Origin of the sequence: Tsuneonella aeria (assembly GCF_009827495.1) — a bacterium.
Lineage (GTDB): Bacteria > Pseudomonadota > Alphaproteobacteria > Sphingomonadales > Sphingomonadaceae > Tsuneonella > Tsuneonella aeria.
In genome coordinates this window covers 49,400-68,162 of sequence record NZ_WTZA01000001.1, presented here as the reverse complement: position 1 = coordinate 68,162, position 18,763 = coordinate 49,400, and the positions used below count along the sequence as shown (strand labels likewise).

The following is an 18,763-nucleotide window of genomic DNA, read 5'->3' as shown; positions in this document are numbered from 1 at the left end:
CCGGACTGACTGGACCGTCAACGGTTGCGCCCGTGCGACCGCCTGAAGGGCCGTTCATCCGGGCGAAAGACGGCCGGCCCGAACCGCTTCGTCCCCAGCGCGGAACAGGCCCGGACAGGCCACCGCGCGGCATTGGAGACGAGATATGAAAGCAGCCTTCATCGGCGCCGGCGCGGCGCTCCTGACGATCGCCGGCACGGCGTCCGCCCAGGAACTCCCCACCGCCCCCGTAACTGAAACCCCCGTAACCCAAACCACGGTGACGACCGCCACGCCCACGGCCAACGGGAACGGCGCGGCGGTCACGAACACGGAAACCACCAGCACGACGACGATGCCGAACGCGGACGGCACGAACAGCACCGTGACCGCGACCGCCCATCAGCACGCCGTTACCACACCCAGCGGCAACACGACAACCGTGACACGCGAGATCGACGCCATGGGCGCCAGGACCACGACGGTGGACCGCACGAAGGCGACCACCGGCGACAAGAAGAAGCCACGCTAAGCTGTACTCGCCTGCCTCGCCCCGCCCGGTCCCCCTTATCACAGCGAGCGCGCCGGGGCAGTCGAGACGCCGGGTGCGTGCCCGGCCGGCCCCCGCAGCGAAACGGACGCTGCGGGGGCCGATCACGTCAGGTCAGCGGAGGCTCACCACGTTGTCGGTGGCGCGCGGGTCCACCCGGTCGCCGCGATAGAGGCTGGCCATCGGCTCGTCCTCCACGACGATCTGTTCCGCATTGCCGAAGCCGTTGAAGCCGGTCTTCATCGCCGCGCCGTATGCGCCCAGCATGCCGATCTCGATATAGTCGCCCGCCTGGATATCAGCCGGCAACAGGAACGGACCCTTCATGTAATCGGCATCGTCGCAGGTCGGACCGTAGAACGCGAATTCCGCGAGCGGCTGGGTAAGATCGTCCTCCAGCGCCTTGACCGGAAAACGCCAGGCCACGTGCGCGGCATCGAACAGCGCGCCGTATGCACCGTCGTTGATGTAGAGTTCATCCCCGCGGCGCTTTTCCACCCGCACGATCAGGCTCGAATATTCGGCGCACAGCGCGCGGCCGGGTTCGCACCACAGTTCGGCGTTGTAGGCGATCGGCAAGGCTTCGAAGTGGCGGTGGATGATCGCGAAGTAATCTTCCAGCGGCGGCGGCTCCATCCCCGGGTAGTCGCTGGGGAAGCCCCCGCCCACATCGACCACGTCGATCACCACCGACGCTTCGGCCACCGCGGCGCGCACGCGCTCCAGCGCCTGGACATAGGCGAACGGCGTCATCGCCTGGCTGCCGACGTGGAAGCACACGCCCAGCCAGTCGCAGTGCTGGCGGGTCGTCCGCAGCAGGTCCGCCGCATCGGCAAGATCGACCCCGAACTTGGCGGCGAGGCTGAGCTCCGAATATTCCGAGCTGACGCGCATCCGCACCAGCAGGCGCAGATCGGACGCGGCGGTGCCATCTTCGGCCGACGTGTTCTCCACGATCTTCTCCAGCTCCTCGATCGTGTCGAGGCTGAAGGTTTTCACGCCGTGTTCGAAATAGGCCTCGCGGATCGCGCGCGCCGTCTTCACCGGGTGCATGAAGCACAGCTCGGCTTCCGGCAACGTCTCGCGCACCAGGCGGACTTCCGCGATCGAGGCGACATCGTAATGGGTGATGCCGCTGTCCCACAGAATCTGCAGGAGGGCTGGCGAGGGATTGGCCTTTACGGCGTAGAGCGACTTGCCCGGAAACTTCTCGGTAAAGAATCGGGCAGCGCGCGCAGCAGCGTGCGGGCGATTGAGAATAACCGGTTCGTCAGGCGCGAGGGCGCGAACTACAGACCGGGCGTCAGGATGGATGTGCAACTCAAGGGACCCCCAAACGGTTCGTTTGAACGAGGCAGCCTTGCGGTTAAGGAAGTCCCCTTGGGGCTGCGGGGTGCGCGTATATCGCGCGTTCGGTGAACCGCAAGTGAAAATCGAGCCCCGCCGCCGCAACCCCCGGCGCGGCGTGCCGTGCCCTGCCCCGGCCTAGCTGAGCCGATCGCGGAAATCGGTGTAATCGAACGATTTTATCTGATCGAGCGCATCGGTATCGCTGTCCCACAGCCAGATCGACGGGAGCTGGACGCCGTTGAAGGTGTTCGTCTTCACCATCGAATAATGCGCCTGGTCGAGGAAGGCGAATCGCTGCCCCGGCTCGTTCGGCACGGGAAGGTGATAGTCGCCGATCACATCCCCTGCGAGACACGACGGGCCGCCCAGCCGGATCGGCTCGTCCCCGCCTTCGCCTCCGTTTACCTCGTGCAGCATCGCCGGGCGATAGGGCGCCTCGATCACGTCGGGCATATGGCAGGTCGCGGAAATGTCGGTGATCGCCACGGGCTGACCGTTCCAGTGGGAATCGAGGATCGTGCCGACGAGGATACCGGCGTCGAGTGCCACGGCCTCCCCCGGCTCCAGGTAGATCTCCGCGCCGGTATCGTCCTTCGCATCGCGCAAGAATTCGACCAGTTCCTCGCGCTGGTAATCCGCGCGGGTGATATGGTGACCGCCGCCCATGTTGATCCACTTGAGCTGGCCGAACCACGGCTCGATCGTGTCGAACACCGTGTCCCAGGTCCGCCGCAGCGGTTCGAAATCCTGTTCGCACAAGTTGTGGAAGTGGATGCCGTCCACCTGCTCCATGATTTCCGGCGTCAGCTGGTCGATCGGGAAGCCGAGCCGGCTGCCGGGGCTGGATGGATCGTAGCGCGGCACTTCGCCGCATGGGCACAGGGGATTGATCCGGAGGCCCACGTCGAAATCCTGCCCTGCCGCCCGCGCGGCGTCGAGGATGGGGCGATAGCGTTCGAGCTGGCCGGGGGAGTTGAAGATCACGTGGTCGGACAGGCGGCACACCTCGGCCAGCTCATCCGGCTTGTAGGCGGCGCAGTACGTCGCGATCTCGCCGTCATAGAACTCGCTCGCCAGCCGTGCTTCCCACAGGCCACTGGTGCAAACCCCGTCGAGATACTCACCGATGATCGGCGCGACCGACCACATGCTGAACGCCTTGAGCGCGGCGAGCACCTTGACGTCCGCCGCATCGCGAATGTCGGCGAGCACTTGCAGGTTCGCCCGCAATTTCGCCGCATCGACGACGAACGCCGGGGAATCGACACGCCCCAGGTCGAAGCGGGCAAAGGCGCCGGGATCGCCAGCTCTGGTTTCCATGACTTTGTCGAGCCTCTGATTTTGTCACACGAAGACACTAAGACATGAAGGGGTCAGCTGGTGGGGATCACTCCGTAGTAATCGTTGGCCACTCGCTTGAGGCCCTCCTTGAACGTCGCTTGGCCGAAATTCATGAGAAACCCAAGCGGGAGCCCCATTAACCTCAGGTAGGTCAGGACCTGCTTCGCGTGTACAGCAGCGACGCGCTCGGTCGATTTCAATTCGATCAGCAGGACATCTTCAACGAGGATGTCCACCTTGAATGCATTGTCTATGACAATGCCGTCCCAGCTGATCGGAACAGGCACCTGACGTCGCACCGGGACCCCGCGCTGCCGCGGCGACTCAAAAAGGATTAACTCGTACGCGCTTTCGAGCAGGCCAGGACCCAAGTTTCGATGAAGTCGGTAGCCGCAGTCGATCACGATGCGCCCGAGCTCCTCGATCCGGTCCAGGTTCCGCATCCTTTAACTTTGTGTCTTCGTGCCTTCGTGTGAGCCCGGTTTGCCTCAGAACTGCACCGGTCCCGGCAATTCCTCGACCGTCCATGGCAGGCCGTCGGAATTGAGCATGTCCATGAACGGGTCGGGGTCCATCTGTTCCATGTTGAACACGCCCTCCCCGCGCCATTTGCCGGTCAGCATCATCGCGCTGCCGATCATGGCCGGCACGCCGGTGGTATAGCTCACGGCCTGGTTGCCGGTTTCCTCGTAGGCCGCCTCGTGGCTGCAGATGTTCTTGATGTAGAACGTCTTTTCGCCGCTGCCGTCGAGCGCCTCGCCGGTAGCGATGACGCCGATGTTGGTGTTGCCCTTGGTCTTTTCCCCCAGCGTTTCCGGCTTGGGCAGGACGGCGGCGAGGAACTGCAGGGGGATGATTTCCTTGCCCTGGTACCGGATGGGCTCGATGCTCGTCATGCCGACATTCTGCAGCACGGTGAGGTGGTTGATGTAGGCATCGCCGAACGTCATCCAGAACCGCGCCCGCTCCATTTCGGGCACGAAACGCGCCAGGCTTTCCAGCTCTTCGTGATACATCAGGTACATGTTCTTCGGGCCCACCGCCTCGAAGTCGAAGTTGACCCTGTTCGACATCGCCGGCGTTTCAACCCATTCGCCGTTTTCCCAATGGCGCGCCGGCGCGGTGACTTCGCGAATGTTGATCTCCGGATTGAAGTTCGTCGCAAAGTGCTGGCCGTGATCGCCCCCGTTGCAGTCGAGAATGTCCAGCTGGCGGATCGTCTTCAGCTTGTGTTTCTTGAGCCACATCGTGAACACGCTGGTCACGCCCGGATCGAAGCCCGAGCCGAGCAGCGCCATCAGCCCGGCTTCCTTGAAGCGGTCGTGATAGGCCCACTGCCACTTGTATTCGAACTTCGCCTCGTCCTTCGGTTCGTAGTTGGCGGTGTCGAGGTAATCGACGCCGGCTTCCAGGCAGGCGTCCATGATCGGCAGATCCTGGTACGGCAGCGCCAGGTTCACCACGAGGCTGGGCTTCACCTGGCGGATCAGGTTGACCATCGCCGGCACTTCTTCCGCGTCGATGGAATAGGTCGCCACGTCCTGCCCGGTGCGCGCCTTCACCGATGCGGCGATCGCATCGCATTTCGACTTCGTGCGGCTGGCGAGGTGGATGTCGGAAAAGATATCCGCGTTCATCGCCATCTTGTGGACGCAGACCGAGCTGACCCCGCCCGCACCGATAACCAGGACTGTCGACATGATAACTCCGAAAAAGATGCTGATCGCCGATTGGCGCTTAACGGCGAACGCACTAGTCCGGCAGGATGTTTCGCGAAAGCCCCCGCACACCCACCCGCCAGGGCGTCCTTGCAGCCGCCGGGAAGATCGCCGCGATCCTTCCGCCCACCCCGCTGCTGCCGGTAGAGATCGGCGGCGTGCGGGTGCACGTGAAGTGCGACAGCCTGCAGCCGATCGGCGCGTTCAAGATACGCGGCGCGTGGCACCGGCTGACGGACCTTACGGATGCGGAACGGGCCGCGGGGGTGATCGCCGTATCGAGCGGCAACCATGCGCAGGGCGTCGCCTGGGCGGCACGCGCGCTGGGGATCGAGGCGGCCATCGTCATGCCGGTGGACGCACCCCGAGTGAAGATCGCGGCGACCCGCGCCCTTGGGGCCGAAGTGATCCTCTATGACCGGCCCGGCGGCGAGGATCGCGACGCCATCGCCAATGCCTTGTGCGACGAACGGGGCCGCGTCCTCGTCCATGCCTATGCCGATCCCTGGGTGATCGAGGGACAGGGCAGCATGGGCATTGAGATCGCCGCGCAGCTAGGCCGCGCGCCGAGCCGTATCGTGGTCTGCTGCGGTGGCGGCGGGCTGGCGGCGGGGCTCGCGCTCGCCTGCCCGGACAGCGCCGTCCACCCGGTGGAGCCCGCCGGCTGGGACGATCTGGCCCGGAGCCTGGAACTGGGACGCATCGTCCGCGTCGGCCCCGATGCTCCGCCCACCATCTGCGATGCGATCCAGACGCCTTCAACGGCGCCCGTCAACTTCGCGGTCCTTCACGGCCGGGCCGAGCCGGGCATTGCCGTGACCGACGATGAAGTGCGCGCGGCGCAGCGTTTCGCCTTTGCGCAGTTGCGGCTGGTGGCGGAACCCGGCGGGGCGGCTGCGCTGGCCGCGGCCCTGGCCGGCAAGGTGCCGCTCGACGAAGGAACGGTGATCACCCTGACGGGCGGCAACACCGATCCCGAAGCGTTCGCCGCCACGCTCAGCGCCGGCGAATAGCGCTATTGCCCCGCGTGCGGGTCTTGCGCCACGACAGTGTCACGGCCTTGCACGCGGGCAGATTTGAAGGGGGAGATTGGAAATGCAGGCTCAGATGCTCGCGCCGGCGGCCGTGCTGGTCGCATGGACGCTGGTGATGCTGGTGTGGTTGGGCGCCGTCCGGCTGCCCGCCCTGAGCAAGGTGACCGGCGGCCTCAAGAACGCGAAGCCCGGCGGCCGGGGGCAGAACCTGGAAGGGGTGCTGGACGACCGCATCAACTGGAAGGCGCATAACTACGCCCACCTCGTCGAGCAGCCGACCCTGTTCTACGCGGTCTCGGTGATCGTGGCCCTGCTTGGCGCGGGGCCCACCGACGTGCTGCTCGCCTGGGTCTACGTCGCGATCCGCATCGTGCATTCGATCTGGCAGGCGACGGTCAACGTGGTTTCCGTGCGGTTCACGCTGTTCCTGCTGTCGACCATCGCTCTGGTGGTGCTGGCCATCCGCGCCCTCGCGCTCACGCTGTTCGCCAACCCGGGCGTGGTGTCATGATCGGCATGGGCATCCTGCAGCCGGTCGTCGCCCTGCTCGCGTGGACAATGGTCATGTGGGTGTGGATGTATGCGACCCGTATCCCGGCCATGCGGCGATCCGCCGACGTGGACCCGATGACGAAAGTGGGCGGCACCGGCCGGCAGCTCGACGATATCCTGCCCGAACGGGTCCAGTGGGTCGCGCACAACTACAACCACCTGCACGAAGCGCCGACGGTGTTCTACGCGGCTGCGCTGGTGCTGGCGATCACCGGCCAGGGCGACGGGATGAATGCGGCGCTGGCGTGGATTTACGTCGCGCTGCGCGTGGCCCATTCGCTGTGGCAGGCGACGGTGAACCGGGTGCTGGTGCGGTTCGCCCTGTTCGCGCTGTCAGCGATCGTGCTGGTCATGCTGGTTGTGCACGCCGCGATCGCGGTGTTCTGACGGGGCTCGCCGAGAGGGGTCGGCGCTACTCCGCCGCAACCGCCTCCGCGTGGCCATCGAGGGCGATCGACAGGCCCGAGACGAACCGTTCGGCATCGAGCGCGGCCATGCACCCGGTGCCGGCCGCGGTTACCGCCTGGCGATAGGTGTGGTCCATCACGTCGCCGCAGGCGAACACGCCGGGAATCGCCGTCTTGGGCGTGCCGGGCTCCACGATCAGGTAGCCGCCGTCGTCAGTCGGCAGCTTGCCCTTGAACAGCTCGGTCGCTGGGGCATGGCCGATGGCGACGAAAGCCCCGTCGCAGTTGAGGTCGCTCGCTTCACCCGTCACGGTGTCGCGCAGTTCCAGATGGGTCAGCCCGCCCGCCAGCGGATCGCCGGCGAAGCGTTCGACCGCCTTGTTCCAGAGAACAGTGATCTTCGGATGCGCGAACAGCCGGTCCTGCAGGATTCGTTCCGCCCGCAAGCTGTCGCGGCGATGGATCAGGGTCACGTCATCGGAATGGTTGGTGAGGTAGAGCGCCTCCTCCACCGCGGTGTTGCCGCCGCCGATCACCGCCACTTTCTTGCCGCGGTAGAAGAACCCGTCGCACGTCGCGCAGGCCGAAACGCCCTTGCCGCCAAGCTCCATTTCACCGGGGACGCCGAGCCACTTGGCCTGCGCACCGGTCGCGATCACCAGCGTGTCGCCTTCGTACACATCCCCGCTGTCGCCGATGGCGCGGAACGGAGGGCCCGAAAGGTCGACCTCGACGATCGTGTCCCACATCATCCGCGTGCCGACGTGCTCGGCCTGGGCCTGCATCTCCTGCATCAGCCACGGGCCCTGGATCACGTCCTTGAAGCCGGGATAGTTCTCGACATCGGTGGTGATGGTAAGCTGCCCGCCGGGCTGCAATCCCTGCACCACGATCGGCTTCATCATCGCCCGCGCGCCATAGATCGCGGCGCTGAGGCCGGCGGGGCCGGAACCGATGATGAGCATGCGGGTGGTGTGAGTGGCCATGCGTGTTTCTCCGTCTGGCGCGCGAGATAGGGCCGCGGGGCGCATAAATCGAGTCGCCGGGCCGAGGCTATCCCCGTCAGTCGACCAGTTGCCTGCGCAGCCGATCCCGCAGGTCGTCGGTCACGCCGACGGACCGGTCGAGCCATCCATCGATCGAACCTTCCAGCGATTCGGCAGTCTCCAGGAAGCGCGCCAGGTAGTCTTCGTGCACTTCCAGCAGTGCGCGGATCGCATCCTCGTCAAGCGTCCGGCCCAGCCGCGCCTCGATCCCGGGAACGGACTGCGCGCGCAGCACGCCCAGCGTCGGCGCCTTGTTCGTCAGCAGGAATTCGGCAAACTGGTCCTCACGCGACACACCCAGGATGTGGAGCAGCAGCATGGCGGCGACGCCGGTGCGGTCCTTGCCTGCGAAGCAATGCACCAGGCTGGCGCCCGGGCGATCCGCCAGCGCGTTGAGATAGCGCCCGAACATCGCCTGCATCGCGGGATTTTGCGGCATCCGGGTATAGACGGCCAGCATCCGGTCCCTGGCATAGCGCGCCGTGGTGACATCCGGCCCGATATCCATGTGCGGCGGGCTGGAGCTTGTTTCCCCGGCGTGTGCGATAACCTCGCCCGCCCACCCTTCGTGCCGGCGGCAGGGGTTGATTTCCCGCTCCCTGATACCGCGCAGGTCGATGACCGTCCGAATTCCAAGACGGGCCAGGCCCGCAAGATCCGCGTCGGTTGCCGCGACGTGTTGGCCCGATCGGTACAATAGCCCGCGCCGCACATGGCCGCCTTCGGCACGATAGCCGCCGTAATCGCGGAAATTGTGGATGCCTTCGAAGGTAGGTGGGCCTGTTTCGATCATCGCGCGGCCCTGCCAGCGGCGGGTGGCCGCGGCAAGTTATCGCGCGCCGCCCTCGCCCGCACCGGACGGGCGCGGAGAGAGGACCAGCGTGTTGTCTTCCACCCGCCAGCCGCCGAGGCGGGAGAGCAGGTTCATCCCGATCACGTTGGTGCGCCCGATATTCGGCGCGATCACCGCGTCGAGCCCGGTCGCCGAGATGTTGCCGAAGGCGAGCGTGTCGATCGTCGTGAGCTCCGCCGAAACCGTGCCGTTCGCGGTCGAGATTCGCACCGGCACCCCGCCCTGCCGGGGTTCGAGGCCCGCCTCCGCCGCAAGGGGCGCCGACACCGCGGTCAACGTGGCGCCGGTATCGACAAGAAACGCCGCGCGGTGACCGTTCACGGTGGCGTCGATCCAGAAGTGGCCGTCCGCGGCCAAGGGCACGCGCGTCTCGCCCCCTTCGACCGTCTGGCGCGGCAGGCCCAGTTCGGGAACGGCGATATCGAGGCGCGGGTCGAAGCGTGAAACCTGCAACATGACCACCACGAGGATCGCCGCCAGTGCGATCGTGCTGGTGGTGGCGATGAAGCGGCCGATGCCATGCCGCCGGGCAATCGCGCTGCCGATAACGCTGCCAAGGACAGCCGCGACCGTCGCGATCAGCAGTCCGGATCGCGGCACGTCCCGGATAATGTCGGTTGCGGTTTGCCAGATCGACTGCAAGTCCATCGGGCTACCTTAAACCATTCCAGCTTGCGCCGCCATGACCGGCTAGGGCGCGCTGCGGGGGCGGGTTGCGTCGGCGAGGACGAGCGAGAACCGGCCCTCGGAATCGTGCCACCAGTGGCGCGTGCTCCAGCCACCCGCGAACAGCAGCAGGTGCGCGCTGCGGCGGGAAAACTTGTGGCTGTTTTCGGTGTGGATCGTTTCGCCCGCGCGCATCGTGAACGCCTGGCCGGATACCGTAAACTCTATCGGCCGCGTCGCCTCCAGGTGCATTTCGATGCGCGCGTGGTCGTCATTCCAGCAGGCGACGTGACGCAGGGCGTCCACGGGAATCGTGCCGTCCAGTTCGCGGTTGATGCGTTCCGCCAGGTTGCGGTTGAACGCGGCCGTGACGCCGGCGGAATCATCGTAGGCGGCCGTCATCGTGGCGACGTCCTTGATCATGTCCATCCCGATCAGCAGCTGGCTCCCCTCCCCCAAGGTGGAGCGCATGGATCGCAGCAGGTCCACCGCGGTCGGAGCGATCATGTTGCCGATGGTGGAGCCGGGAAAGAAGCCGAGCTTGGGCAGGTCAGTCACAGCTTCGGGCAGCTCGACCGCCCGCATGAAATCCGCTTCCACCGGATAGACCGGCAGGCCGGGAAACCGCGCGGCAAGGTCGTCCGCCGCAGCCCGCAGGAAGTCCCCGGAAATGTCCAGCGGGACATAGGCCGCCGGCGCTATGCTTTCGAGCAGGAGCGGCGTCTTCGTCGAGCTGCCGGAGCCGAACTCCACCACGGCACGGCCGGCACCGATGAGATCGCGGAACTCCGCCTGCCGCCCGCGCAGGATTTCGGTTTCGGCCCGCGTGGGATAATATTCGGGCAGGCCGGTGATGTCCTCGAACAGCTCCGAACCGCGATCGTCGTAGAGCCAGCGGGCCGGAACGGCTTTCTGCGCCTCGCCCAGCCCGCGCAGCACATCACGGCGGAACTGCACGTCGACACCTTCGGCGTCGAGGTTGACGAGGGTGATCCCTTCCCTTGCGACCATCAGATGTCCTTCGCCAGGCGGAGGCCGGTGAATTGCCAGCGCTGGTGCGGGTAGAAGAAATTGCGATAGCTTGCCCTGACATGGCCCCGCGGGGTCGCGCAGCTACCCCCACGCAGGACCACCTGCCCGCTCATGAACTTGCCGTTGTATTCGCCCACCGCACCCGGCGCCGCGCGGAAGCGGGGATAGGGAAGATAAGCGGACCGCGTGAATTGCCAGCAATCGCCGAACAGGTCCGTCCCACCCTTCGGCAATGGCGGCGCCGCGGCATCGAGCTGATTGCCGGCCAGGGCGTCGTGCCCTTGCGCAATCGCTTCCCATTCGAACTCTGTCGGCAGCCGGGCGCCGGCCCAGGTGGCGAAAGCGTCGGCTTCGAAGCTCGATATATGCGTGACCGGCGCGTGTGGATCGCGGTCCCGCCAGCCGGAGTGGGTGAAATGCTTTTCGTCCCGCCAGTAAAGCGGCGCGCTCACGCCTTCGGCATTGACCCAGGCCCAGCCGTCCGAAAGCCACAGCGCAGCGGTTCGGTATCCGCCGTCGTCGATGAAGTCCTGCCATTCGCCATTCGTCACCAGGCGGTCGGCAAGGGCGAACGGTTCGAGGAGGACACGGTGGCGCGGGCCTTCGTTGTCGAACGCGAACCCGGCGCCATCCTCCGCCCCGATCAGCGCAATGCCGCCCGGGTGCCTATGCCAGGCGACCGCGCCCGGACGCGTCGCGGCGGGCGTCTGCAAGTCCCACATCGGTGGGCCTGCCGGGTTCTGGAACAGCGCGTGCTTGATATCGGTGAGCAGCAGTTCCTGGTGCTGCTGTTCGTGCGCGCAGCCGAGCGTGATCAGCGGCGCGAGGTCGCCGCGTGCGAGCAAGGGCGAGATCGCCTCGTCCACCACCGCGCGCCACGCCAGGATTTCGCCAACCGAAGGGCGCGACAGCATCCCGCGTCGTCCACGCGCCAGGCGGGCGCCTTCCGCCTCGTAATAGGAATTGAAAAGATAGGGCCAGTCCTCGCGGTACAGCCGATAACCCGGCAGGTGATCGCGCAGGAGGAACGTCTCCCAAAACCAGGTCGTATGCGCCAGATGCCACTTTGCCGGGCTTGCATCGTCCATCGACTGGATCGTCGCGTCGGCATCGGAAAGCGGCGCCGCGAGGGCTTCCGTCAGCGCGCGCGTGCGCTGATACTCGGCGGCGATGGCCGGCGACGGCGTGACGGCAAGTCCACTGGCGCCGGACACGGCAACCCCTCCCGTTCGAGTAGCCCCTGCCCCGGCGGCAGGGGTCCACTAATGTGGAAAGTTTGCTTGCCCGTTCGGTTCCATCGCCGCGGGCGTTCCCCGTCAGGCGGCGTCCGCCGTCCGCTCGTTCTTTTCCAGGTTCAGCATCTCGGCGAGCAGGAAGGCAAGCTCCAGCGACTGGGCGGCGTTGAGCCGCGGATCGCAGTGCGTGTGGTAACGGTCGCCCAGCGCCTCGTCCCGAATGGCCACGGCGCCGCCGACACATTCGGTCACGTCCTGCCCGGTCATCTCGATATGGATGCCGCCGGCGTGGCTGCCTTCGGCACGGTGCACGGCGAAGAAGCCCTTCACTTCGCGCAGGATGCGGTCGAAGGGCCGGGTCTTGAACCCGCTTTCCGCCTTGATGACGTTGCCGTGCATGGGATCGCAGCTCCACACGACGGGGTGGCCTTCGCGCGCGACGGCGCGGACCAGCGGCGGCAGGCCGGCTTCCACCTTGTCGTCGCCGAAGCGGCTGATGAGCGTGATCCGGCCGGGCTCGCGCGCCGGGTTCAGCGTGTCGAGCAGGCGGCTGAGGTCGTCCGGCGCCAGGCTCGGCCCGCACTTGATGCCAATGGGGTTGCCGATGCCGCGGCAGAATTCCACGTGCGCGCTGCCGGGGAAACGGGTGCGATCGCCGATCCAGACCATGTGCGCCGAACAATCGTACCATTCGCCCGTCAGCGAATCCTGCCGGGTCAGCGCCTGTTCGTACGGCAGCAGCAGGGCTTCGTGGCTGGTGTAGAAGCTGGTCCGCTGGAGCTGCGGCATGGTTTCGGCATCGATGCCGCAGGCCTGCATGAAATCGAGCGATTCCCCGATCCGGTCGGCGATGTCGCGGAACTTGTCGGCCCACGGGCTGCGGCCCATGAAGTCAAGCGTCCAGCGGTGCACCTGGCGCAAGTTGGCATATCCGCCGCCGGCGAAAGCGCGCAACAGGTTGAGCGTGGCGGCCGCCTGCGAATAGGCGCGCACCATGCGCTGCGGATCGTTGGCGCGGGTGGCGGCGTCGAACTCGATGCCGTTGACGTTGTCGCCAAGGTAGCTGGGCAGCGTGACCGCGCCCTGCGTTTCGGTGGGGGAACTGCGCGGCTTGGCGAACTGGCCCGCCATGCGCCCCACCTTCACCACAGGCTGCTTGCTGGCGAACGTGAGCACGACCGCCATCTGCAACAGCACGCGGAACGTGTCGCGGATGGTGTTGGGGTGAAACTCGGCGAAACTTTCGGCGCAGTCGCCGCCCTGCAACAGGAACCCGCGCCCGCTTGCCACTTCGGCCAGATCGGCCTTCAGCGCGCGTGCCTCCCCCGCGAAGACGAGCGGGGGGTAGTTCGACAGGGTCGCTTCCGCCTCCGCCAGGGCGGCACTGTCGCCATAGACCGGCAGGTGCCGCGCCTCGTGCGACTGCCAGCTTGCGGGATTCCAGTTGTTCGCCACTTTGAAACGCTCGTCCGTTGCTTGCCGGGCGCAATCTACGCCCGTGTCATCCGAAGCGCAAAGCGCCGGCCCGGCCAAGGGGGATAATCTTGGCGGCGGCCAAGCCGGCGTTAGCGGGAAGCCGCAGACCCGGCCGCGGATCGCTGCGCCAGAGCCTGGCCCTGCGGAATGACCGCGAGCCGCATCGGCGCATTTCCGGCAAGGTATTTCGCCGCCAGGGCCTGCATCGCCTGGGGCGTCGTCTCGCTGTAATCGGCCAGCAAGGTGCGCAGGTGGCGGATGCGCTGCGGGTCGGTAGTGGCCCCTTCGAGCTGCCAGAGCCAGAACGCGTTGCCGGTGGATGCCCGGCTGATCGACTGCTTCAGGGGCTCGGTCACCCGCGCAAGCTCGTCCACGGAAGGCGGGCTGGCGACAAGATCGCGCGCGATCTCGTCCGCCGCGGCGAAGAACGCCGGCACGTCGGCGGGGCGCATCATCGCCATCGCCGATATCGCGCCGCCCGTGGGCACATCGACGGGCCATTCGTTGCCCACTTGCGGGGCATAACTCGCCCCCGTCCGTTCGCGCATTTCCTCCAGCAGGCGATTGTTGAACAGTTCGCTCAGGATCTGGAGCTGGCGCGATTCCGGCAGGGCGGCAGCGCCCCCACCCGTGGCCCAGGTCACCACGGCGGCGGCCTGGTTGGCGTCGCCCCGGTGGAACAGCACGCGCGGTTCGCCCCCGCTGGCCACCGTCACGCGGCGATTGGCGGCATCAGCGGGAATGGGGACGCGGGCCGGCAAGGCGCCGAACGTGCGGCCGAGCGCGTCGATCGCTTGCTGCCGGTCGAAATCACCGAAGATGAGCACTTCGATCGGGCCCTGCTTCAACAGGGGTTCCCACACCGCGCGGAAACCCGCAGGGGTCGCCGCTTCCAGCGCGGCGCGGTCAGGCGTGGCGAAGCGCGGGTCGCGCGAATACTTCTCGTAACGCAAGTCGCGCTCAAGCACGCCCGCCGGGCTCGTCGCGAAACTTTCGTAGGCGAGGCGCGATGCCGCCTTGGCGCGCAGGACCGGGTTCTCGTCCCAGCGCGGCATGCCCAGCTTTGCGGCGAACAGGTAAAGCTGGTCGGCAAGGTCGGCCGAACGCGTCTGGCCGGTGAAGGTGAACACCCCTTCCTCGATCTTGAAATCGAAGCCCATGCGCCGCCCGGTGGTGATCCGGTCCAGTTCCTCCTGGCCGAGTTCGCCCAGGCCCGATCCGACCAGGGCGCTTTCGCCCAGCTTGGCATAGACCGCGTCTTCAGGCCGGAACGCGCGCCAGCCCGACCCGAAGCGGACCTTGACCGTCACCCGGCCCGGCTCCGCGTCGTTGGACCACAGCAGCGCGTTGGTGCCGTTGGGAAACTGCACGCGTCCGATGTCGAGCACCCCGATGGGCGCCACCACGCTCGGCACGCTGGACATGCCGATGGCGGGCAGGTCGGCGAACGACAGCGTGCTCGCCGACAATCGAGAGCTGCCGTCCGGCTCCACCGGGGCGAGCAGCGCGGCGCGCAGCGATGCGGCATCCGCCTCCTTCGCGTCGGGCGTGACATAGACCGAACGGATCACATCACCCGTGAACAGCGACCGGGTGTGCGCCTGGACGTTCGCAGGCGTGAACTTGTCCTTCATGCCGCGGAACACGGTCAGGACCGTTTCAGGGGCGGCGACCGTTTCGCGAATATCGACCGCCTGGACGACATCGTCCGCGAGCTTCGAACCGGCAAGCACCGCCCGCTGTTCGACGGAGCTTGCGAAGGCGACGTCGAATTCCGCCAGCTCTCGGTCGATCTCCTCCTGGCTGGGCGGGCTGGCGAGCGCGTCGGCGATGACGGCGCGAACATCGTCGAGCGCCGAACGCCAGTCTTCCGTCAGCGGCGCAAACGTGACGAATGTGGCATCCGCCGTGCGGCTTACGTCCTCCTGGTTGACCTGGGCGTAGAGATAGGACCCGCCCGCCCGCGCGCGCGCTTCCAGCCGGCGGTTGATGATCGACTGTGCCAGGGTGTCGAGCAGCAACCCTTCGTTATAGACAATCGTATCGTTCACCGGGCGCCATGGCCGCATCACGGCGTAGGTCAGGCTGCGGGGCAGGTCCGGTTCCACCAGGACGGCCGTTTCCCCCACGGGGTTTGCCTTGTCCGCTCCGGGGGGCGCCTTGGGATCGCCGAAATCGGGGGCAGGCGTGTGCTTGCCGATGCCTTTCCAGTCGGCGAAATAATTTTCGACCAGAACAGCCAGTGCACGCGGATCGGCATCACCGGCGACCACGATCACCGCGTTTTCCGGCCGGTACCACCGCTGGTGGAAGGCGCGCACGCTGGCCGGCGTGGCCGCACGAAGCGCGGCATCGGTGCCGATGGGAAGCCGGTTGGCGAGGCGCTGCCCGGCGAACAGCGTGCGGCGGCTTTCTTCCGCCACGCGCTGCGCGGCTGCGGCGCGTTCGCGCTTTTCCGCCAAGACGATGGGCAGGTCTCCCGCCAGGCCCTTGGCCGAAAGCGCCGGTTCGCGGATCATGCCGGAAAGCAGCTTGAAAACTTCGTCCAGTTTGGCCGGGTCCGCTTCCGGCACGTCCAGCTTGTACACCGTGTGCGTGGGGGAGGTTTCGGCATTCGTGTCGCTGCCGAATGTCGCGCCGAGCCGCTGGAACGTAGCGATGGCCGCGCCGTCCGCCAGGTGCTTGCTTTCCCGGAACGTCATGTGTTCGAGCAGGTGCGCGAAACCCTGTTCGTTGTCGTTTTCGTGAATCGATCCGGCATCGATGCGGACGCGGATCGAAACCTGATCGGGCGGCACACCGTTCCTGCGCACCGCATAACGCAGCCCGTTGGGCATTTCTCCGAACAGCCATTCGGTATCGCGCGGCACGTCGCTCCCGCGGTAGATCCACGGTGTCGTGTTGCCGGTTTGCAGATACTTCGGCGCAGGCGCTGGAAGCGGCGCGGCGGCCGGTGCCTGGGGGCGCACCTGGGCCGGCAGGGGCGATGCCAGCATGGCCAGGGGAAGCAGGGGTGCAAGATGCCGCAGGGCACGCCGGGAAAGGATCATCACCCGGCTATAAGCGCGCGTCGCGTGAAGGGATAGTGAATGGCGGCAATGAATTACCGGTAGGGGCCCGCGGTGCGCTTGCGACCCCAGCGCCGACATCCTACATCGCCGGCATGTTCATCGAAACCGAAACGACGCCCAACCCGGCGAGCATGAAGTTCCTGCCGGGACGCCAGGTGATGCCCGCCGGAACGCGCGAATTCGCCGACCCCGAAGCTGCGGAGGCAAGCCCCTTGGCGCAGGCCCTGTTCGACACGGGGGAAGTGACCGGCGTGTTCTTCGGGGGTGATTTCATCTCGGTGACGGCGGGGCCCGGGGCGGACTGGACGATGCTGAAACCGCAGGTCGTCTCGGTCCTTCTCGATCACTTCATCTCGGGCGCTCCGCTGTTCGCGGGCGGCGGGGCCAGCGGCATCGCTGTCCCGCCCGAAAGCGAACTTGTCGTCGAAAGCGATCCGGAAGACGCGGACATCGTCGACCAGATCAACGAACTGCTCGAAACCCGCATCCGCCCGGCGGTGGCCAATGACGGCGGCGACATCGTCTATCGCGGATATCGGGACGGGATCGTGCACTTGCAGATGCAGGGCGCATGCGCCGGCTGCCCGAGCTCCACCGCCACGCTGAAGCATGGCATCGAAGGGCTGCTGAAGCACTACATTCCCGAAATCACCGAGGTGCGCGCTGCATGACCGGCCGGCAGGACAACATGGCGCTCCCCGACGCTTCGCTCGACCAGATTTTCCGCAAGGCGCGCAGCTACAACGGATGGCTCGACCGGCCGGTCAGCGACGATCAGCTGCGCGCGATCTGGGACCTTGTCAGGATGGGCCCGACATCGGCCAACATGCTGCCGGCCCGCATCGTGTGGGTGAAGTCCGAGCAGGCGAAGGAACGACTCGCCAGCCTGTCCTCGGGCACGAACGGTGACAAGATACGCCAGGCGCCGGTGACCGCGATCATCGGCTACGACATCGACTTTCACGAACAGCTTCCCTGGCTCTTCCCCCATACCGACGCCCGAAGCTGGTTCGAAGGGGACGAGGAAGGCCGCAAGGTCGCCGCGATGCGCAATTCGTCGCTCCAGGGTGGGTATTTCATCCTGGCGGCCCGTGCGCTCGGTCTCGACACGGGGCCGATGTCGGGGTTCGACAATGCCGCGGTGGACGCGGCGTTCTTTGCCGATCAGCCGCGGGTGCGGTCCAACTTCATCTGCTCCGTCGGATACGGCGATCCCTCGACGATCTTCGAACGCAGCCCCCGCCCCGACTTCGAAACCTTCAACGCGATCGTCTGAACGTCTGACGGCCGCGGCTTGCCAGCCACTGCGCGGGCATGGCATCGGCCACGAGATGGAACACGATGACTGATATGCGCACGCTGGCGATCGACTGCGCCACCGAGGCATGTTCCGTCGCCCTGTTCGAAGGCGGCGCGGTCATCGCCTCCGACCACCGGGTGCTGGGCCGCGGTCATGCCGAAATGCTGGTTCCGATGATCGCCGCACTGCCCGATCGTGGCAAGGCGGCGCAAATACGTGTCTCGGTCGGCCCCGGCAGCTTCACCGGCGTGCGCATCGGCCTCGCCACCGCCCGCGCGCTCGGCATCGCGTGGCAGGCGCAAGTGGTGGGATACCCCGCCCTCGCGCTGGTCGCCGCGATGGCCCGGGAGGACAACCAGTGGGGCGCCGTCCGGGTTTGCATGAGTGGCGGGCATGGGGAATGGTTCGTCCAGGAATTCGACCTTTCGGGTCAGCCGTCCGCACCCCCATTGTCTCTCGCTCCCGATCAAGCCGCGTCGTTGCCGGCGGACCGCCCGGTCGCCGGGTCGCAGGCAACGGCGCTGAAAGGGCTGTCGCGCTCGCCATTCGATGCAGTCGACATGTTACCAGACGCTTCTCGCGCCCAATTGCTCGAAAAGAGAATTCTCTTTGACACCCCCCGGGCGGTCTATGGCCGCAAGCCCGACGCAAAAATCCCGGCATGATGGACGATATCGACCGGATCATGGAGGTCATGGACGCGGCGTTCGACCCCCGCTGGGGCGAAGCGTGGACCCACCGCCAGGTCAGCGATTCGCTCGCCTTTCCCCACACGCATTACCGGCTGATCGGCCCCGATGGAGAGCCGGCGACGGGCCGCGCCGCCGGGTTCACGCTGGTGCGCGCCATGGCGGATGAGGAAGAATTGTTGCTCGTCGCCGTTGCCCCCGCCCACCGTGGTGCCGGCCTGGGACGGCGCCTGCTTGGCCGGGTGCTTGCGGATGCCCGGGGCCGCGAGGCATCGCGCGTGTTCCTGGAAATGAGGGCCAACAATCCAGCCGAACGATTCTATCGCCTGTCCGGTTTTGAACCAATCGGGCGGCGCCCGGCCTATTATCACACCCCGGGCGGCGAAACTATCGATGCAATTACATTTGCTTGCGATCTGAAACAGGCACTTCCAGCGGCCACCGGCATTTCGCGGTGAAGTGCA

At 66.5% G+C, this 18,763-nt stretch carries 19 protein-coding genes; 8 read left to right on the top strand and 11 right to left on the bottom strand.

Translation table 11 applies throughout. The annotated features are described in order from the left end of the window. The first annotated feature begins 145 nt into the window (after positions 1–145). Positions 146–511 carry a hypothetical protein gene (locus GRI40_RS00350; protein ID WP_160609511.1) on the top strand — a complete coding sequence of 122 codons (366 nt, stop codon included), beginning with the start codon at positions 146–148 and terminating at the stop codon, positions 509–511. A 132-nt stretch (positions 512–643) separates the two neighbouring features. Here GRI40_RS00350 and GRI40_RS00345 read toward each other — a convergent pair whose 3' ends face one another. From GRI40_RS00345 to GRI40_RS00330, 4 genes are all read right to left on the bottom strand, one after another. Then, entirely contained in the window at positions 644–1,849 is a 1,206-nt protein-coding gene (locus GRI40_RS00345) for a type III PLP-dependent enzyme domain-containing protein (protein ID WP_160609510.1), read from the bottom strand. Between the two features lie 165 nt (positions 1,850–2,014). Then, on the bottom strand, positions 2,015–3,199 hold the full coding sequence (locus tag GRI40_RS00340; protein ID WP_160609509.1) for a carboxynorspermidine decarboxylase: 1,185 nt from the start codon (positions 3,197–3,199) through the stop codon (positions 2,015–2,017). 53 nt (positions 3,200–3,252) lie between these two features. Next, positions 3,253–3,663 carry a GxxExxY protein gene (locus tag GRI40_RS00335; RefSeq protein WP_160609508.1) on the bottom strand — a complete coding sequence of 137 codons (411 nt, stop codon included), beginning with the start codon at positions 3,661–3,663 and terminating at the stop codon, positions 3,253–3,255. A gap of 45 nt (positions 3,664–3,708) precedes the next feature. Further along, positions 3,709–4,920: a saccharopine dehydrogenase family protein gene (locus GRI40_RS00330; protein ID WP_160609507.1), complete on the bottom strand. Its 1,212-nt coding sequence runs from the start codon at positions 4,918–4,920 to the stop codon at positions 3,709–3,711. A gap of 65 nt (positions 4,921–4,985) precedes the next feature. Here GRI40_RS00330 and GRI40_RS00325 point away from each other — a divergent pair, with 65 nt between their 5' ends. The 3 genes from GRI40_RS00325 (at position 4,986) to GRI40_RS00315 (ending at position 6,911) form a co-directional block, all read left to right on the top strand. Beyond that, the gene (locus GRI40_RS00325; RefSeq protein WP_160609506.1) at positions 4,986–5,951 is read left to right on the top strand and encodes a threonine ammonia-lyase; all 966 of its coding nucleotides are present in this window, start codon (positions 4,986–4,988) and stop codon (positions 5,949–5,951) included. Between the two features lie 82 nt (positions 5,952–6,033). Next, on the top strand, positions 6,034–6,483 hold the full coding sequence (locus GRI40_RS00320; protein WP_160609505.1) for an MAPEG family protein: 450 nt from the start codon (positions 6,034–6,036) through the stop codon (positions 6,481–6,483). Continuing rightward, complete coding sequence (locus tag GRI40_RS00315; RefSeq protein WP_160609504.1) at positions 6,480–6,911, top strand: MAPEG family protein; 432 nt, start codon at positions 6,480–6,482, stop codon at positions 6,909–6,911. The genes GRI40_RS00320 and GRI40_RS00315 overlap by 4 nt, the downstream gene beginning before the upstream one ends. A gap of 25 nt (positions 6,912–6,936) precedes the next feature. Here the strand turns inward: GRI40_RS00315 and trxB are convergent, their stop codons facing one another. The 7 genes from trxB to GRI40_RS00280 form a co-directional block, all read right to left on the bottom strand. Continuing rightward, positions 6,937–7,917 (bottom strand): thioredoxin-disulfide reductase, encoded by a 981-nt coding sequence (gene trxB, locus GRI40_RS00310; protein WP_160609503.1) that lies wholly within the window; start codon positions 7,915–7,917, stop codon positions 6,937–6,939. A gap of 76 nt (positions 7,918–7,993) precedes the next feature. Continuing rightward, positions 7,994–8,770: a tyrosine-protein phosphatase gene (locus GRI40_RS00305; protein WP_160609502.1), complete on the bottom strand. Its 777-nt coding sequence runs from the start codon at positions 8,768–8,770 to the stop codon at positions 7,994–7,996. Between the two features lie 36 nt (positions 8,771–8,806). Continuing rightward, the gene (locus tag GRI40_RS00300; RefSeq protein ID WP_160609501.1) at positions 8,807–9,478 is read right to left on the bottom strand and encodes a retropepsin-like aspartic protease family protein; all 672 of its coding nucleotides are present in this window, start codon (positions 9,476–9,478) and stop codon (positions 8,807–8,809) included. A 42-nt stretch (positions 9,479–9,520) separates the two neighbouring features. Further along, a complete protein-coding gene (egtD, locus tag GRI40_RS00295) occupies positions 9,521–10,507 on the bottom strand; it encodes an L-histidine N(alpha)-methyltransferase (protein WP_160609500.1) in 987 nt (328 codons plus the stop codon). Then, the gene (gene egtB / locus GRI40_RS00290) at positions 10,507–11,700 is read right to left on the bottom strand and encodes an ergothioneine biosynthesis protein EgtB (RefSeq protein WP_337190539.1); all 1,194 of its coding nucleotides are present in this window, start codon (positions 11,698–11,700) and stop codon (positions 10,507–10,509) included. Before egtB ends, egtD begins: the two co-directional genes overlap by 1 nt. Before the next feature lie 144 nt (positions 11,701–11,844). Next, entirely contained in the window at positions 11,845–13,218 is a 1,374-nt protein-coding gene (locus GRI40_RS00285) for a class II 3-deoxy-7-phosphoheptulonate synthase (protein WP_160609498.1), read from the bottom strand. A 110-nt stretch (positions 13,219–13,328) separates the two neighbouring features. Then, positions 13,329–16,289, bottom strand: coding sequence for a M16 family metallopeptidase (locus tag GRI40_RS00280; protein WP_160609497.1), 2,961 nt, complete (start codon positions 16,287–16,289; stop codon positions 13,329–13,331). Between the two features lie 113 nt (positions 16,290–16,402). Here GRI40_RS00280 and GRI40_RS00275 point away from each other — a divergent pair, with 113 nt between their 5' ends. The 4 genes from GRI40_RS00275 to GRI40_RS00260 all read left to right on the top strand — a co-directional run bounded on the left by GRI40_RS00275 (position 16,403) and on the right by GRI40_RS00260 (position 18,757). Beyond that, positions 16,403–16,981, top strand: coding sequence for a NifU family protein (locus tag GRI40_RS00275; RefSeq protein ID WP_160609496.1), 579 nt, complete (start codon positions 16,403–16,405; stop codon positions 16,979–16,981). Next, a complete protein-coding gene (locus GRI40_RS00270) occupies positions 16,978–17,586 on the top strand; it encodes a malonic semialdehyde reductase (RefSeq protein ID WP_237488963.1) in 609 nt (202 codons plus the stop codon). Before GRI40_RS00275 ends, GRI40_RS00270 begins: the two co-directional genes overlap by 4 nt. A gap of 65 nt (positions 17,587–17,651) precedes the next feature. Then, positions 17,652–18,275, top strand: a complete 624-nt coding sequence (gene tsaB / locus GRI40_RS00265; protein WP_337190451.1) for a tRNA (adenosine(37)-N6)-threonylcarbamoyltransferase complex dimerization subunit type 1 TsaB — start codon at positions 17,652–17,654, stop codon at positions 18,273–18,275. Next, positions 18,272–18,757 (top strand): GNAT family N-acetyltransferase, encoded by a 486-nt coding sequence (locus GRI40_RS00260; RefSeq protein WP_160609495.1) that lies wholly within the window; start codon positions 18,272–18,274, stop codon positions 18,755–18,757. The genes tsaB and GRI40_RS00260 overlap by 4 nt, the downstream gene beginning before the upstream one ends. Positions 18,758–18,763: the final 6 nt, after the last annotated feature.

Coding starts and splice junctions, on each gene's coding strand:
- GRI40_RS00350 (WP_160609511.1), top strand. CDS start 146: ATGAAAGCAGCCTTCATCGGCGCCGGCGCGGCGCTCCTGACGATCGCC.
- GRI40_RS00340 (WP_160609509.1), bottom strand. CDS start 3,199: ATGGAAACCAGAGCTGGCGATCCCGGCGCCTTTGCCCGCTTCGACCTG.
- GRI40_RS00335 (WP_160609508.1), bottom strand. CDS start 3,663: ATGCGGAACCTGGACCGGATCGAGGAGCTCGGGCGCATCGTGATCGAC.
- GRI40_RS00330 (WP_160609507.1), bottom strand. CDS start 4,920: ATGTCGACAGTCCTGGTTATCGGTGCGGGCGGGGTCAGCTCGGTCTGC.
- GRI40_RS00325 (WP_160609506.1), top strand. CDS start 4,986: ATGTTTCGCGAAAGCCCCCGCACACCCACCCGCCAGGGCGTCCTTGCA.
- GRI40_RS00320 (WP_160609505.1), top strand. CDS start 6,034: ATGCAGGCTCAGATGCTCGCGCCGGCGGCCGTGCTGGTCGCATGGACG.
- GRI40_RS00315 (WP_160609504.1), top strand. CDS start 6,480: ATGATCGGCATGGGCATCCTGCAGCCGGTCGTCGCCCTGCTCGCGTGG.
- trxB (WP_160609503.1), bottom strand. CDS start 7,917: ATGGCCACTCACACCACCCGCATGCTCATCATCGGTTCCGGCCCCGCC.
- GRI40_RS00305 (WP_160609502.1), bottom strand. CDS start 8,770: ATGATCGAAACAGGCCCACCTACCTTCGAAGGCATCCACAATTTCCGC.
- GRI40_RS00300 (WP_160609501.1), bottom strand. CDS start 9,478: ATGGACTTGCAGTCGATCTGGCAAACCGCAACCGACATTATCCGGGAC.
- egtD (WP_160609500.1), bottom strand. CDS start 10,507: ATGGTCGCAAGGGAAGGGATCACCCTCGTCAACCTCGACGCCGAAGGT.
- GRI40_RS00280 (WP_160609497.1), bottom strand. CDS start 16,289: ATGATCCTTTCCCGGCGTGCCCTGCGGCATCTTGCACCCCTGCTTCCC.
- GRI40_RS00275 (WP_160609496.1), top strand. CDS start 16,403: ATGTTCATCGAAACCGAAACGACGCCCAACCCGGCGAGCATGAAGTTC.
- GRI40_RS00270 (WP_237488963.1), top strand. CDS start 16,978: ATGACCGGCCGGCAGGACAACATGGCGCTCCCCGACGCTTCGCTCGAC.
- tsaB (WP_337190451.1), top strand. CDS start 17,652: ATGACTGATATGCGCACGCTGGCGATCGACTGCGCCACCGAGGCATGT.
- GRI40_RS00260 (WP_160609495.1), top strand. CDS start 18,272: ATGATGGACGATATCGACCGGATCATGGAGGTCATGGACGCGGCGTTC.